14 protein-coding genes are annotated in these 15,151 nt (G+C 36.6%); 3 read left to right on the forward strand and 11 right to left on the reverse strand.

Going from position 1 to position 15,151, the window contains the following annotated elements; all coding sequences use genetic code 11:
• Nucleotides 1-108 precede the first annotated feature (108 nt).
• The 7 genes from VBD025_RS13255 to VBD025_RS13285 form a co-directional block, all read right to left on the reverse strand.
• Nucleotides 109-774 carry a potassium channel family protein gene (locus VBD025_RS13255; protein WP_430786230.1) on the reverse strand — a complete coding sequence of 222 codons (666 nt, stop codon included), beginning with the start codon at nt 772-774 and terminating at the stop codon, nt 109-111.
• 73 nt (nt 775-847) lie between these two features.
• A complete protein-coding gene (locus VBD025_RS13260; protein ID WP_430786232.1) occupies nt 848-1,861 on the reverse strand; it encodes a cytochrome d ubiquinol oxidase subunit II in 1,014 nt (337 codons plus the stop codon).
• Nucleotides 1,861-3,207: a cytochrome ubiquinol oxidase subunit I gene (locus tag VBD025_RS13265; RefSeq protein WP_430786234.1), complete on the reverse strand. Its 1,347-nt coding sequence runs from the start codon at nt 3,205-3,207 to the stop codon at nt 1,861-1,863. Before VBD025_RS13265 ends, VBD025_RS13260 begins: the two co-directional genes overlap by 1 nt.
• Before the next feature lie 210 nt (nt 3,208-3,417).
• Nucleotides 3,418-5,259, reverse strand: a complete 1,842-nt coding sequence (locus VBD025_RS13270) for an ABC transporter ATP-binding protein (RefSeq protein WP_430786236.1) — start codon at nt 5,257-5,259, stop codon at nt 3,418-3,420.
• Between the two features lie 13 nt (nt 5,260-5,272).
• Complete coding sequence (locus VBD025_RS13275; protein ID WP_430786238.1) at nt 5,273-7,024, reverse strand: ABC transporter ATP-binding protein; 1,752 nt, start codon at nt 7,022-7,024, stop codon at nt 5,273-5,275.
• Nucleotides 7,025-7,558: 534 nt separating this feature from the next.
• Nucleotides 7,559-8,011, reverse strand: a complete 453-nt coding sequence (locus VBD025_RS13280) for a TlpA disulfide reductase family protein (protein ID WP_430786240.1) — start codon at nt 8,009-8,011, stop codon at nt 7,559-7,561.
• A gap of 87 nt (nt 8,012-8,098) precedes the next feature.
• Nucleotides 8,099-8,641 (reverse strand): peroxiredoxin, encoded by a 543-nt coding sequence (locus VBD025_RS13285; RefSeq protein WP_430786242.1) that lies wholly within the window; start codon nt 8,639-8,641, stop codon nt 8,099-8,101.
• Between the two features lie 332 nt (nt 8,642-8,973).
• On the opposite strand from VBD025_RS13285, the gene VBD025_RS13290 reads away from it, so the two are divergent.
• Nucleotides 8,974-9,816, forward strand: a complete 843-nt coding sequence (locus tag VBD025_RS13290) for a mechanosensitive ion channel family protein (protein WP_430786244.1) — start codon at nt 8,974-8,976, stop codon at nt 9,814-9,816.
• A 68-nt stretch (nt 9,817-9,884) separates the two neighbouring features.
• Here VBD025_RS13290 and VBD025_RS13295 read toward each other — a convergent pair whose 3' ends face one another.
• From VBD025_RS13295 to cbpB, 3 genes are all read right to left on the reverse strand, one after another.
• A complete protein-coding gene (locus VBD025_RS13295) occupies nt 9,885-10,130 on the reverse strand; it encodes a YkuS family protein (protein WP_430786246.1) in 246 nt (81 codons plus the stop codon).
• 75 nt (nt 10,131-10,205) lie between these two features.
• The gene (locus VBD025_RS13300; protein WP_430786248.1) at nt 10,206-11,696 is read right to left on the reverse strand and encodes an MDR family MFS transporter; all 1,491 of its coding nucleotides are present in this window, start codon (nt 11,694-11,696) and stop codon (nt 10,206-10,208) included.
• 63 nt (nt 11,697-11,759) lie between these two features.
• The gene (cbpB, locus tag VBD025_RS13305) at nt 11,760-12,209 is read right to left on the reverse strand and encodes a cyclic-di-AMP-binding protein CbpB (RefSeq protein WP_430786250.1); all 450 of its coding nucleotides are present in this window, start codon (nt 12,207-12,209) and stop codon (nt 11,760-11,762) included.
• Nucleotides 12,210-12,405: 196 nt separating this feature from the next.
• On the opposite strand from cbpB, the gene trhA reads away from it, so the two are divergent.
• Nucleotides 12,406-13,041, forward strand: coding sequence for a PAQR family membrane homeostasis protein TrhA (gene trhA, locus VBD025_RS13310; RefSeq protein ID WP_430786252.1), 636 nt, complete (start codon nt 12,406-12,408; stop codon nt 13,039-13,041).
• A 293-nt stretch (nt 13,042-13,334) separates the two neighbouring features.
• Here trhA and fadH read toward each other — a convergent pair whose 3' ends face one another.
• Nucleotides 13,335-14,102: a 2,4-dienoyl-CoA reductase gene (gene fadH, locus VBD025_RS13315; RefSeq protein ID WP_430786254.1), complete on the reverse strand. Its 768-nt coding sequence runs from the start codon at nt 14,100-14,102 to the stop codon at nt 13,335-13,337.
• A 195-nt stretch (nt 14,103-14,297) separates the two neighbouring features.
• On the opposite strand from fadH, the gene VBD025_RS13320 reads away from it, so the two are divergent.
• Nucleotides 14,298-15,143 carry a metallophosphoesterase gene (locus tag VBD025_RS13320; protein ID WP_430786256.1) on the forward strand — a complete coding sequence of 282 codons (846 nt, stop codon included), beginning with the start codon at nt 14,298-14,300 and terminating at the stop codon, nt 15,141-15,143.
• The last annotated feature ends 8 nt before the right edge of the window (nt 15,144-15,151 follow it).

A 15,151-nucleotide genomic window follows, 5' to 3' on the forward strand; every position in this document is an offset into this window, starting at 1 on the left:
TCAATTATGTAATATCCTCCTATCCCTCTATTTCCTAAAAGTCAGTAAAAAAAACCCGTATTCAGATATACGGGTTTTTAAAAGTTTTTATAATGCTCATTTAAACTATTAATCGTCAATTACGAGCTGTTTTTCAAATCTGGATATGTCTCTATCGGATCCAATAACAATTAATACATCTTCTTCCCGAAGCGTATCATCTGCTCTCGGTGATACGTTAATTTCCTTACCTCTCTTAATAGCTACAACGTTACAGCCGTAATTAGCGCGTATATCCAGCTCAATCATGGTTTTACCAAGCATCTTCTCTCCCACCTTTACCTCGACGATACTATGATCATCAGAGAGTTCAAGGTAATCCAGAATATTACTTGAAATAATATTATGTGCAATTCGCTTCCCCATATCACGTTCAGGATGAACAACCTGATCCGCGCCAATTTTATTTAAAATTTTCTCATGGTAGTCATTTTGTGCTTTAACTGTAATTTTCTTAATTCCTAAATCGGTCAAAACTACGGTAGTTAAAATACTGGCTTGAATGTTGTCTCCTATTGCTACAATTACATGATCAATATTTTTTATACCAAGTTCTTTTAGCGTTGCTTCATCTGTAGAGTCAGCTATCACAGCGTGTGATGCAATATTTTTAAACTCATTTACTTTGTCTTCATCATTATCAATAGCGAGTACATGCATTCCTTCTTCACTTAATTCCCGACAAATACTTCCTCCAAATCGGCCAAGACCAATTACGGCAAATTCACGTTTCATTATGCGTCCTCCATCATTTCGGTATTATATAATATAAGTTTATCATACTACGTATAGGCGAAAACTGTACAGGTTATTTATTACCTTTTACATAATCAGCATCAAATAAAAACATTTTCATCAATAAAAACAAGGATGGTATTAATAAACATAGTCCGGCTATAAACGCAATAATTAGAGCTATTCCCATTTCTTCAGGAGTCGCATTTTCATAAATAGTAATATAGGGGTCCAGCAAATATGGCAAATGTCCTTTCCCATAGCCGAAAAATGCAAAGAAAAACTGCAGCATTACCGAAATAAAAGCAATACCATAGAATTTTTCCTTATAAAATAACAGCATTGCAAGCATAAAGAATGCTATTGATAAACCAAACATCCACCAGAGGTCGAGCATACTCTCGTAGTGACGCTGATTATGCTGACTTAAAGCAATAAAGGTTGTTAGACTTGCTATAATAGTTGGAACACTCCAAAACAACGCATAACTTCTTACAAGTTTTAATGCTGGTTTATCGTCAGCACGTGCTGCATAAAAGGTTAGGAATGTTGAACTAATATATAGAACGGATACGATTGCCAAAAAAACTACACTCCATGAGTAGGGACTGGTAAAAAGTTCGGAAACTAAAAGCGATACTTGTCCATTTTCTTCAGCAATAAAGCCACCCTCAGATATTGTTAATGCTGTCGAGAGTGAAGCAGGTATAAGCAGACCTGTCGCTCCGTATAAGAACATATAAACATTACTTCTTTTCGATCCGTAGTTTTCAAAAGCATAAAAAGAGCCTCTAATTGCAAGCAAAATGATAGCTATGCTTCCAGGTATCAGCAAAGCACTTCCATAATAGTATGCTGTATCTGGGAAAAAACCTACAAGTCCAACAAAGAAGAACACAAAAAATACATTCGTTACTTCCCATACTGGCGACAAATACCTTGAAATCAGTTTATTAATGATATGATCCTTTTTAGTTACCTTTGCATAGTAAGCAAAGAATCCTGCTCCAAAATCAATCGAAGCAACAATTAAATAGCCATATAAGAATAACCACAACACTGTAATCCCAATTAATTCATAACTCATTAGTCATCATCCTTTTTTAAGGTTGAATCCCGCTCTTCGAACTCTACCTCTACCGGGTTATCGCGGAACATTTTTCGCAAGACAACGATACACAGAACTCCCAAGAGTATATATAAACTCAAAAATAAAAAGAACATTGTATCTACATGTGGTGAGGAGGTTGCTGCTTCTTCTACTTTCATATAACCACGTAATATCCACGGTTGCCTTCCTACCTCCGCATATATCCATCCAAATTCAATGGCTAGCATAGCAAGCGGACCATTAGCAACAATTAATCGGAGCAGCCATTTATTGTGTTCATTCCATTTTTTCACTCTCTTTAAAATTAAATATAATAACGATACTGCTAACGCAAACATTCCTAGTAATACCATGAGATCAAACATATAATGAACCCAAAGTGGTGCTATTTCGTCCTTAGGAATTTCTTCTAAACCAGTAACTTCAGCGTTAAAGTCAGCAAAGGCCAAAAAACTTAATGCATTTGGCAGTCGAATTTCATTGACGACTTCGTTGTTTTCATTTAATTGACCAAACAAAATTAGGTCTGCACCTTTTTCCGTTTCAAAATGCCATTCAGCTACTGCTAGTTTTTCCGGTTGATATTCAGCCAGGAATTTCGCTGAAGCATCTCCTGCAATTGCGGTAAGAATAGCAAAGATAAATGTAGCTGTAACAGTCAATTTCAGTGCTTTTTTATGATAGTCGCTTGATTTCTTTTTTAATATAATAAATGCAGTAATTGCTGCAAGAATAGCTGCAGATGTTAAATAGGAAGAGCTAAGTACATGGAATACTTTTGTTGGCGTCGCTGGATTTAGCATCGCTTCCAGTGGGTTAATCGACGTAATTTGTCCATCTTCAAGTGTAAAACCTTGAGGCGTATTCATAAACGCATTAACAGTAGTAATAAATACTGCAGAAAAGCTGGATCCAATTACAATTGGAATAGATAACAACCAGTGAGTAAAAGGTTTTTTAAAACGATCCCACGTATATAGGTATGCCCCTAAAAAAATTGCTTCAAAGAAAAACGCAAATGTTTCTAAGAATAACGGAAGACTTATCACGTTACCTGCTACTTGCATGAAATTTGGCCATAGTAATGAAAGTTGTAAACCAATAGCAGTACCAGTAACTACTCCTACTGCAACTGTAATGACAAAACCTCTAGTCCACCTTCTCGCTAACATTCTGTAATGTGGATCCTTTTTTTTCACTCCAATAAACTCAGCAACAGATATCATGATTGGAACACCGACACCTATAGTAGCAAAAATAATGTGGAAGCCGAGTGTCATTGCTGTCAGCATTCTACTCATCAATACGCTATCAAATTCCATAACGATAACCCCTCCGTTTACTTTAAAATTGTTATGCTCAATAGTGAGCAAGTGTAATTAAAGAAATAGTACCACATAGAACTATTACACTCAAAGTATACACCTTTCATTATAAAAACAAAGCTATTATTAATGACAGTTAGATGACAAAATAAAATCCAGCCCATTACTCGCGGGCTGGATTTTACTTTTGCTATACCAAATTTATAACTAAATAGCATCGAGCATTTGAAATTGTGACTTGACCAAATCAAAATACTCACCTTTGGAATCCATTAGCTGATGATGACTTCCATGTTCAAGAATTTTACCGTTCTCCAGAACATATATTGTATCAGACTCACGGATCGTAGAAAGTCGGTGTGCAATAATTATTGCAGTTCTTCCCTTTAACAAACGCCTTAATGCAGTTTGAATTTTAACTTCTGTTTCTGTATCGATACTAGCTGTTGCTTCATCAAGGATGAGTATTCTTGGATCGGCAAGTAATGCACGTGCAAATGATAAAAGCTGTCTTTCACCGGCAGAAAGAATATTACCACGCTCTTCCACTTCTGTTTCATACCCTTCAGCAAGTCGCTGGATAAAGTCATCCGCTCCAACATCTTTGGCAGCATCCATCACTTGTTGATCGGTAGCACTAGGATTTCCGAACCGGATGTTCTCCATAATTGTACCCGAAAATATAAATGTATCCTGTAATACCACACTGATCTGCTGTCGTAATGTATCTAATCGGACATCACGCAGGTCGCTTCCATCAATTTTAACGCTCCCTTTTGTTGGATCATAGAACCGACTGATTAAGTTAGCTATTGTTGATTTGCCACTGCCTGTGTGTCCCACTAGTGCAATTGTTTGACCTTGCTTAATATCTAATGAAATTTCATGTAAGGCAATTCGGTCAGATTCATAAGAAAACTGAACTTTTTCAAACTCTATATGCCCTTTCATATCTTTAATGTCATAAGCATTCTCTTTTTCATCAACGTTTGGTTTTTCGTCCAGAAATTCAAAAATACGCTCAGATGCAGCCATTGCCATTAACAATTGGTTATACATCATCCCAAGTCTTGAGATTGGTTCCCAGAACATCCCAAGGAAAAAGGCAAAAGTTAGAAAATCACCAATTTTTATGCCACCATTTTCTACCCCTACAATTATTAAATAAGCTCCATACGTAATTAAAATAATGGTTCCAATAGCGTTGCTCATTTCTACAAATGGACGAAAGAATGCACTTTTTTTCGTAGCATTTCGCCAGCTTTCAAAGTTATCTGAGTTTATACCATTAAAGAATTCAGCGTTTTCTTTTTCTTGTGAAAAGGACTGCGTAATCCGAACACCCTGAATACTTTCATTTAAATGGGAGTTTATTCTGGACTGCTGAATTCGAACATCCTGCCACGACCTACGAATATTCCGTCGAAGTTTAGTTGAAATGTAAAACATGATTGGCAGAATTATCATAATAGCTAAAGCTAGTTTTGGACTGATCACTAGTAAGATTACTACAATCCCAACAAGTGTAACAACATCCATTAATAAATTAATTATCCCATTCGTAAACAGTTCCTGAAGTGAATTAATATCATTCATGATTCGAACCAATATTGACCCAGCTGAGCGAGAATCAAAGAATCGATGGGATAAGCGTTGAACATGAGAAAATAAATGTTTTCGCAAATCATAAATTACATTTTGACCTAATATGTTTACCCATTTGATTCGAAATACGTTTGAAACATAGTTTAATAAATACAGCACACCGATCAAAATAACTAAATTTGTTAACAAACCTGTATCTTTATTGGCAATCGCAACGTCTATAGCTACCTTACCAATTAAGATTGGTACAGCTAATCGGACCGCGGTAGATATTAACATCGCTATCATCGCACCAGGAAGATACGTTTTAGAATAAGGTTTTAAATATTCCAGTAACCGCCACATTTGCTTCCAATTGAACTGCTTTTCAATCGCTTGATCAACAGTATAGTGAAACCGTTTTAAGTGGCGACTTTTTTTAACTCTCTCTTTTGATTTTGCCATCGTATACCCCCCCTTAATGATTAGATACGTTCATAATTGCATCACGATCTTGATATTGAATGTCATAAATTCGTTGATACGGCCCGTGATTGTTCGCTAGCATATCATGTGTACCACGTTCCACTATCTCCCCGTCTTCCAGTACCAGAATTTCATCAGCATGCTTTAATGAAGAAATTCTATGAGCGATAATGAATGTAGTACGACCTTTCATAACTTCTTTTAACGCTTTTTGAATCAAAAACTCAGTTTCCATATCCACGGCAGAAGTAGCATCATCAAGCACTAATATACTAGGATTAATACAAATAGCCCGTGCAATTGCGATACGCTGCTTTTGACCTCCTGAAAGACCCATCCCTCGTTCTCCAAGCATCGTGTCGTAACCTTTAGGCATATCCAGAATAAAATCATGTGCCTGTGCTCGTTTTGCAGCATCTATAACTTGTTCATCGGTCAAGTTCGGGTTACCATAAGCAATATTTTCTCTAATAGTAGTAGAGAATAAAAAGGATTCCTGAAGTACAAATCCAATATGACTTCGCAACGTTTTTATTTTATACTCATCGACAGGTAAACCGTCTACCAGTACTTTACCTTTTTCAGGTTCATAAAATCGTGTGATTAGTTGTGTAATACTGGTTTTACCAGAACCAGTTGCGCCAATTAGCCCAATAACCTTTCCAGGCGGAGCATCAAAACTAATATCTTTTAATGCAGAATCATCGTCTTTTATATACGTTAGGGTAACGTCGTCAAACGTTACATGTCCTTTGATAGGTATCTCTTTCGCATTTTCTTTTTCAATAATATCTTCCTTTGCGTCCAGGATCTCAATTAATCTTTCACCTGAAGCTTTTGACTGAGAGAATAAGTTTATAATAAAGCCAAGATTCATCAACGGTCCAAGAATGTACCAGACTAAAATGAAGAATGCTGCTAATTCACCTACACTAAGTCTTTCTTCCATAACTAAAAATCCACCAAAGGCTAATAGTGCAACTGCACAGATGTTGCCGATAAACTCCATTAATGGAAAGAACTTTGCCCAAATATCTGCAGTTTTAATATAATGCTTACGATAGTTATCATTATTGGATGAAAATCTTCCAATCTCAAAATCTTCACGGGATAATGACTTAACAGTTGTCATACCACTAATGTTTTCCTGAACTCGAGTGTTTAGATTACCAAATGACTTTCGGATCCCTCTGAAGGCAGGATGAACACGTTTGTCAAACTGAAATACCACAATTATTAGAAATGGCATTGCCGCCATTGTAACTAAAGCTAATGGTACAGAATAATAGAACATAACACCTAAACTTATTACGATTAGTAATGTAATACGAATGAGTTCAGAAAACCCTGCTGAAAGAAAGAAACGGAATCCTTCCACATCGGCTGTTAATCTGGACATCAGATCACCAGTTTTAGCATTATCGTAATACTTAAATGATAATACCTGCAGTTTCTCATATAAGGCATCTCTCATTGTATAAACAGAACGAATTCCAAATAACTCACCTAAATATTGATGGAAAAAAGTTGCAAACCCTTTCACAATCATCAGCAATAAAAATATTAATGCTATATAAGGAATAATGGAATACCGTTCGTTTGTAAATGCCTCATCTATAGTCTTTTGCAATACTATTGGGTATACAACGGTAATGGCTGTTACTAATATCAAAAATATAAGTGATGTAAAAAAGTATTTCCTGTACGGCCAGTAGAATTCTTTTAACCTTTTAAATGTATCCATTCATTTCACCCCTTGATGTTTTACGTAATTACTAATATAACGGGTTCCGAAATAAATATCTACTACTTTTGCTTATTTTTCTAAAGTTTTTTATTATTAATCAACTTTAACAAACGGACGATCAAGATCACTGGAATAAACTGTAATTCTTGTAAAACTTGCGATGTGGGAATGGACGCGAAAACACAAATATTTATTCCCTATGTTGCTCGCCTCATTTCAGATTTGATGGAAACTGCGACTTAATTTTTAGTTTGCTTCCAATGCTGCCGTCCAGGATCGCTGCTGGAGGACAGGCATAGGTGAGACCTCGGAGTGCGTCAGCACGAGGAGGATCACCAGCCGCCCTAAGGTGCGCGACTGCCATATGCGGAAATCTCGTTTCGGATACATCCCAATTTATTTCCGGTAAGGGCAGTGATCACCAGCTTTCTTCTGTCTGAGAAATTGGAATCATTATTAAATTTAATTAAGCATCCAGGAAATAAAAAACACTTCTGCATTAAACTGCAGAAGTGTTTTTAAAATATATATCTATTTTTCAGTTGTTCCTAAAACTCGATTAACCCGTTTGCGAAGCATTTTCATGCCACCACCGCCAGCTTGAAAATGTCTAAGCTTACCGTCTGTGTCAAACACATAATAAGCAGGCACATATTGATTATCAAATGCATCAGTTAGTTTATGCTCATTGTCAACAAATATTGGTTGTGATATATCATGTTCCGCAGCAACTTCTTTAATCTGTTCAAGATCCAAGTCCTGTTCAGATCTAGGCATATGAACTGCGATAACATTTAATTGATCCTTATATTCGTCTCTGAATTCATTTACATTTGGCATAGCTTCTTTACACATCCCACAACTTACTGACCAAAAATGAATTAAAGTTGGTTTATTACCGATTAAATCACTTTTACTGATTTCTTCACTGTTTAACCATTTAGTCGCTCCATCAAGTTCCGGCAATCCTGCACGTAATTTCATACATAAAACCTCCATTCTTTTCTTATCTAAAAAGCTGACTCAGCAATTTATGAATTAAGGAGTCAGCTTATATTATATTATTTTTTATTAAAGTGTTTCCTGTCCTGGCTTCCAGTTTGCTGGGCAAAGTCCGCCAGTTTGCAACGCTTGTAGTACGCGTAACGTTTCATCTACATCACGGCCAATATTATTATGGAAAACTGTTTGATACTGCAGCTCACCTTCTGGGTTAACGATGAAAAGACCACGTAACGCAACACCTTCATCTTCTATTAATACACCATAGTCCTGAGAAACCATATGGTTCGTATCAGCAGCTAAAGGATATTGTAATTCACCTAATCCATTATCATCACGAGATGTATTTATCCAAGCTTTATGCGTATGCACCGTATCAGTAGATACACCGATTACCTCTGCATCCAAATCCTCAAATTCATCATAACGATCTGACATCGCAGTTATTTCAGTTGGACATACAAATGTGAAATCCATTGGATAAAAGAAAAGTACTGTCCATTTATCGTTTTTCATATTTTCTTCTAAATTAACTTTTCCAAACTCTTTATTAGGTAATACGGCATCCATAGTAAATCTTGGCGCCTGTTTTCCTACCATTCTTTCTGCCATAGTTAATCCCTCCAACATGTTATTAAATTCAATCCATAAACAATTATAAGCAACTTCTTATTTTTAGTCAATATTAGGTGATAATTAATATAAAAAGCACTTCCTCTTATCTTGAATACTTCTACATTAATTAAGTATAACCAGTCAAACATACTATATAACCATTATAAGTAAGTTGCACAAATAATACCCTAACATTAATCTATCTTTATTTCTATAAATTTGATTCCTAAAATCATTGTTTGTAAGTGTTTTTCAGTTGAATTGATGTAATTCTTTCGATATGATAACAAACATGATACGACACAGTTTGCATTGAAAGGAGTTTTAAAATGGATATTTTTAAAAACGGACTGAACTTTGATGTTGGTGCTTTATTATCAATTGCTATTCCCATCGCATTAAAGATTGGTTTATTAATTCTTGCATTCATAATTTTTGTACCAATTGGTAAAAAAATTGTTGAGAAAACGATTCAGCGAGCTGGTAAGAATGAAAAACTGTCTCCGGGGCGCGTAAAAACTTTGGAGAAACTGATTGTAAATGTTTTTTCCTACGCAATGATTTTTGTATTTTTTGTGATGTTATTTGCTATTTTTGCTATTCCAGTTGCTCCATTATTAGCCGGTGCTGGAATTATCGGCTTAGCAATTGGTTTCGGTGCACAAGGACTTGTAAGTGACGTGGTAACAGGTTTTTTCATACTGTTAGAACGACAAATGGAAATAGACGACTATGTAACATCCGGTGGATACGATGGCATAGTTGAAGAAGTTGGTTTACGAACTACGAAAATCAGGAGTTTTGATGGTACTTTAAATTTTGTACCGAACCGATTATTAGAAGGTGTAGCAAATCATTCCAGGGGTAATATGCGTGCGTTAGTTGATATTGGTATTAGTTATGATGACAATATTGACAAAGCAATCACCGTGTTAGAACGTGTGTGTGCAGAATTCCAGCTGGATGAAAGGTTTAAAGATGGTCCAAACCCAATTGGAGTTCAAGGATTAGGATCATCCGACGTGGTATTGCGTGTTGTCGGTCAAACTGAAAATGGTCTTCAATGGGCATGTGAGCGTGATATGCGCAAGCAGATTAAAATTGCCTTCGATGAAGCAGGGATTGAAATACCTTACCCACACCAGGTTAACGTAGATAAACTTGCAAAATAATTAAAAAGAACAGCATTTGCTATATTTAGATAGCAAATGCTGTTCTTTTTTATGCGAATAAGTTACGGTTACTCACCAAGTTTTCGTTCAACCATTTGACAAACATCTTCAGCGTTAAAACCATCTGCATTTATTACAGGTCCTGCGATGCTTGCAGTAGACATTCCCATTACATCTTTATCCTGTCCAGATATTACACAGCAATCACACTGCCCTGCATCCTCTTCAGAGTGCAATTCTATTACTTGGTGACCCTTTTCCGTTAAAGCCTCTTTTACGTCTGTAAGTGTCCCTTCAACGCCAATTCGCGCCATATTAACTCCTCCTATCTTAAATGCTCACAGATAGTTTTTACATAAATAAAAGAGTTATACATGCGATAAAGACTATTATTCTCGATCCTTTTTTGGCAATAACGCAATTAATACTAGTGTAATTAGCGCAAGAACCAGTAATCCTGTATACACGGTATGTAATCCATTCGTTAGACCATCCTGCAAAACATTTTTCACTTCTGCAGAAAGTCCGCTTTTTTGCTGTGATGCAAGTAAGTTATTTGCAACATCAACTGAAACTGTATTTTCAAGACCGTGACTTGATATGGATTCTTTAATTTGACTATTTAATAAACCGCCTAATAAAGCGACACCTAACGCACTGCCGAGAGAGCGCATGAACATATTCGACGCCGTTGCAATTCCGCGCTCCTCCCAAGGAACAGTACTTTGAATAGCTACTATAAAAGAAGTACTTGTCATCCCCATACCAACACCAATAAAGAATGAACCAGTACCTGCCCAGATTGGTCCCATTTCAGGAGTAAGGATAAAAAACAAAAACCCTCCAATAACCAACGAAACTCCACCAATAAGCGAAGTAGTTCGATAACCCAGAACCAGCAGGAGTCTGCCAGCAATAGTTGAAGCGATCGGCCATCCCACTGACATAGTAGTTAACGTAAATCCAGCTACTGTCGCAGATTGGTTCATTACTCCCTGTACGAAAGCTGGTAAGTAGCTTGAAACACCTATTATAATCATTCCTGAAGTAAGTGTTGATATATTTGCAATTCGAATTAAATTATACCTCCAAATATTGAGAGGCATCAGTGGTTCTTTTGCATTTCTTTCATGGTAAAAAAATAACATAAACCCAACTAATGCTACTAAGCTGCATCCTATCATAATCGGGGAATTCCAAGGGACGCCCGTTCCCCCTTCAACTAATATAAACATCAACGAGCTGACAGATAATAGAATGAGGATAGAACCTACGTAATCAACAGACCTTTCCTTTTTCTCAATGTCCTCATGCAGAAAAACAATAATGCCTATCATTGCCACTAAACCGAGCGGAATGTTCATCCAGAATACGTACTTCCAATTTAATAGATCGACAAATATTCCTCCAAGAAGTGGACCAGTTACTGCTGACACACCCCACACACTTGCTAAGTATCCCTGAATTTTGGCTCTCTCCGTTTTGTTATAAATATCACCGACTATTGTAGTGGCGATAGGCATAACTGCCCCAGCACCTAAACCTTGAATAAACCTGGAGGCAATTAACATGTACATCGATGTACTTAACCCACAGAGTAAAGATCCAATTAGAAATATCGTAACGCCAATCACAAATATCGGTTTTCTTCCAAAAGTATCAGACAGTTTACCGAAAACTAAAACAGTAGCAGCATTTGTTAATAAATACGCAGAAAAAACCCAGCTGTATAGTGAAAAACCACCCAAATCTGCGACGATACTAGGTATCGCTGTTGCTACAATCGTGCCTTCAATAGCAGCTAGAAACATCCCCATCATAACGGATGCTAATATAAGTGGCCGGTTTAATTTTTTCTTATTATTGATTGTAGAGCTCATTCCCATCACTGCTTTTCTTCATTATTAAAAACCCTTGTCACAAAAAATGGCAAGGGCGTATGATCATTTAAAGTTGTTTTTTGAATATAGATCGCGATTGACCTGCTTTAAGATTGCTCTTCTGGTAAGTATACCGTCAAAATAGCCCTCTTCATCTCTCACACATGCAAAAGGGTAATCTATTACTGCCTTTAATGCCTGTAAAAATGTGTCATCTTTTTTCACGCAAGGAATATCCTTATTCATTACTTCTTCTACACGCATTGACGAGAGCTTTTCAAATTCAAATCGCTCAAGTCCGAGAATCTGGTTCAGAATAGCAGTTTTACCAATTGTGCCCACAAATTTAAACGATGAGTCGAGTACAGGAACTGCGGAATAGCCCGACTTAACTAAGACTAGTAGCGCATGCTCTAATGGATTATTTAACTGTACGTGTGCAACTTTCTCGGATGCAATCATTAAATCATCAACCAAAATTTCAGTTAATTTTTTATCTTTCAATGTACTCATACAAAACGCTCCCTTTTACTGGTACAATCTATCCTCATAAAAAGAGTAAATATTTACATTCCTATTTTATCATAGTTGGAAATGAAGAACATTTATTAATTTGTTTTATACCCTTTATTTGGTAAACTTAATCTACTGAAAATCTTCTTCATAACCTGTACTAACTGCACTTTTAAAGGAACGGAGTGTTTATATAATGAAAATGCACACTTTTACAAGAGAGGAAGAAATTGTTCATGCAATCACTCACGGAATCGGTGCATTATTAAGCATTGTCGCACTCGTGCTATTAATTAGTTACGCTTCAGTAGCTGACAACGCGTGGAACTTGATTACCGTTATTGTGTTCGGGATAACCATGCTTTTTATGTATATAAGCTCCACAGTTATGCATATTCTTCTAGATGGAAAATGGAAAGACATCTTTCAGATCTTTGATCATTCATCTATTTACCTCTTTATTGCAGGTACCTATACTCCACTGTTACTCAGTGTTATAGGAGGTAAACTCGGGTGGATTTTATTTGGAATTATTTGGGGAATGGCAATAATTGGAGTTATTTTTAAGATTTTCTTTGTTGAAAAATTCGTGGTTATCTCAACGCTTATGTATATCCTTATGGGTTGGATTATTGTATTTGCATGGGATCCTTTAATTCAATCATTAAATGAAAGCGGCGTACTACTGTTAATTATAGGAGGAGTCTTCTATACAGTTGGAGCAATTTTTTATGTTTGGCGCGGATTTCCCTATCATCACGCAGTATGGCACTTATTTGTATTAGCAGGATCCACTTTTCATTTCCTAACCATATTCTATTATGTAATATAGGGACAAGAAAAGCGGAGGCGACTGGTCAGGGACGTACAGATAGATGGGACTGTGAAAAGTACGGTGAACTTTCCGTACGTTCAACAGAACCAACTATCTGTACGTCCCTAGGAGCAGCAGCTAGACAAGAAAAGCGGAGGCGATTGGTCAGTTGCGTACAAATAGATAGGTCTGTGCAGGTACGTTGAACTTTACGTACCATGCATCAGATCTAACTATTTGCTAGTCCCTAGGAGCAGCAGCTAGACAAGAAAAGCGGAGGCGACTGGTCTGCAGCGCCTCCACCTTTACTATTAAAAAGGAAACTTGTTTAGCCATTGCCCTCCATCCATGGTTACCACTTCACCGTTTATGTATGCCGCTTTGTCGGAAACCAGAAAGTAAGCAAGCTCAGCAATTTCTTCCGGCGTACCCAATCTTCTCAACGGGACGGAGTCTATTGTTCGCTTCGCTGCTTTTTCCGACTCGAATAATTTGTCAGCGCCACCGGTTCGCTCAATTGGTCCAGGTGCAATAGCGTTTACTCGAATTCCATACTGTGTGCCCCATTCAACAGCTAATGTACGTGTCATATTCAGTACACCTGCCTTAGCAGCTGATGAGTGGATAATCCCTGCACCTGCATTCCACGCATACGTTGCCACCATATTTAAGATAGATCCTTTCTTTTTATTTGCGATCCAGTATTTACCCACTTCTTGACTACAATAAAAAGTTCCATTCAATACAATGTCGATGACTGAATTCCAACCATTATGAGATAAATCTTCAGCTTTACAAATAAAATTACCAGCAGCATTATTTACTAAATGATCGATCGTACCAAATGATTCAATTGTTTCCTTAACCATTCGCGTTACATCTTCAGGCTTACGAACGTCCATTTGTACAATTAATACTCTCCCTGTTTCATGGCGCATCAGTTCAATTTTTGTTTCTTCAAGCCTATCTAAATTTCTCCCTGTTATAACAACATTAGCACCTTCCTTAATAAACTTTTCTGCCATATATTTACCCATTCCACTGGAACTTCCCGTCACAATAACTGTTTGATTTTCCATTTAATCCTCACCTTTCAACCCCAATGAATGACTATTCATTTTATATACTAAGCATATTCTATTAATCTTAAAAAGTAAACAGATAATTATGATAAATATTTCCTGTTACAATGTATTGACATCGTTTAATACAGTATGTGGAATTAAATATTCCATGGTATAATGCTACTATCCACTTATGAAAGGTTTGACCACATGAATAGAAGATCATTTTTAAAAAAATCAATTGGTAGTCTCTTAGCTTTTTTTGGTATTAGTGGTGGAACCTATTACTATGCACGTGAAGTTGAACCGTATTTATTAGATATTCACCAGGAGTTTATTGCATCCGACAAAATTACATCTCAATTTAATGGCTTTAAAATCGTTCAATTCTCAGATACACACATAGGTTTTCATTACTCGATAGAACAACTTGAAAAATTAGTGAAAACCATCAACGAACAAAATCCTGATATAATTGTGTTTACAGGCGATCTTGTTGATGCACCTAATGATTATAATTGGAATACACCGTTAACCCGCATTTTAGGATCTTTAAAAGCGAAATACGCTAAATACTGGATATATGGGAATCATGACCATGGGGGCTATGGCACTAATATTGTGAAAAACGTTATGGACCAATCTGGATTTAAACTACTTCAAAATCAGCACGTTACAATTAACATAGAGCAAGAATCCTTTGTATTAGCTGGCATCGACGACGTAATGCTTGGAGATCCTAACTTGGAAAAAGCTTTGAAACAAACTGACTCATCATTATTCACCATGTTGCTTGCCCATGAACCTGATTTCGCTGATCGTGCAGTTGAATATTCCGTTGACGTTCAATTATCCGGACACAGTCACGGAGGTCAGGTGAGGTTACCTATTATAGGGCACCTTTATACACCTATGTATGCCGAAAAATATGTGCAAGGAAAGCATCAAATTGGAAATCTGACTTTATTCGTAACAAAGGGAATAGGAACAACTAGATTGCCATATCGCTTTCTTTGTAAGCCCGAGATATATGTGTATACGCTACAACAAACTTAATTTGTTTT

The sequence above is a fragment of the Virgibacillus flavescens genome, assembly GCF_050574275.1.
Taxonomy (GTDB): Bacteria; Bacillota; Bacilli; order Bacillales; family Amphibacillaceae; genus Virgibacillus_F; species Virgibacillus_F flavescens.

Bases quoted from the DNA above. Each gene is read 5' to 3' on its own strand.
- VBD025_RS13255 (WP_430786230.1), bottom strand. From the start codon at position 774: ATGAAACGTGAATTTGCCGTAATTGGTCTTGGCCGATTTGGAGGAAGT.
- VBD025_RS13260 (WP_430786232.1), bottom strand. From the start codon at position 1,861: ATGAGTTATGAATTAATTGGGATTACAGTGTTGTGGTTATTCTTATAT.
- VBD025_RS13265 (WP_430786234.1), bottom strand. From the start codon at position 3,207: ATGGAATTTGATAGCGTATTGATGAGTAGAATGCTGACAGCAATGACA.
- VBD025_RS13270 (WP_430786236.1), bottom strand. From the start codon at position 5,259: ATGGCAAAATCAAAAGAGAGAGTTAAAAAAAGTCGCCACTTAAAACGG.
- VBD025_RS13275 (WP_430786238.1), bottom strand. From the start codon at position 7,024: ATGGATACATTTAAAAGGTTAAAAGAATTCTACTGGCCGTACAGGAAA.
- VBD025_RS13280 (WP_430786240.1), bottom strand. From the start codon at position 8,011: ATGAAATTACGTGCAGGATTGCCGGAACTTGATGGAGCGACTAAATGG.
- VBD025_RS13285 (WP_430786242.1), bottom strand. From the start codon at position 8,641: ATGGCAGAAAGAATGGTAGGAAAACAGGCGCCAAGATTTACTATGGAT.
- VBD025_RS13290 (WP_430786244.1), top strand. From the start codon at position 8,974: ATGGATATTTTTAAAAACGGACTGAACTTTGATGTTGGTGCTTTATTA.
- VBD025_RS13295 (WP_430786246.1), bottom strand. From the start codon at position 10,130: ATGGCGCGAATTGGCGTTGAAGGGACACTTACAGACGTAAAAGAGGCT.
- VBD025_RS13300 (WP_430786248.1), bottom strand. From the start codon at position 11,696: ATGAGCTCTACAATCAATAATAAGAAAAAATTAAACCGGCCACTTATA.
- cbpB (WP_430786250.1), bottom strand. From the start codon at position 12,209: ATGAGTACATTGAAAGATAAAAAATTAACTGAAATTTTGGTTGATGAT.
- trhA (WP_430786252.1), top strand. From the start codon at position 12,406: ATGAAAATGCACACTTTTACAAGAGAGGAAGAAATTGTTCATGCAATC.
- fadH (WP_430786254.1), bottom strand. From the start codon at position 14,102: ATGGAAAATCAAACAGTTATTGTGACGGGAAGTTCCAGTGGAATGGGT.
- VBD025_RS13320 (WP_430786256.1), top strand. From the start codon at position 14,298: ATGAATAGAAGATCATTTTTAAAAAAATCAATTGGTAGTCTCTTAGCT.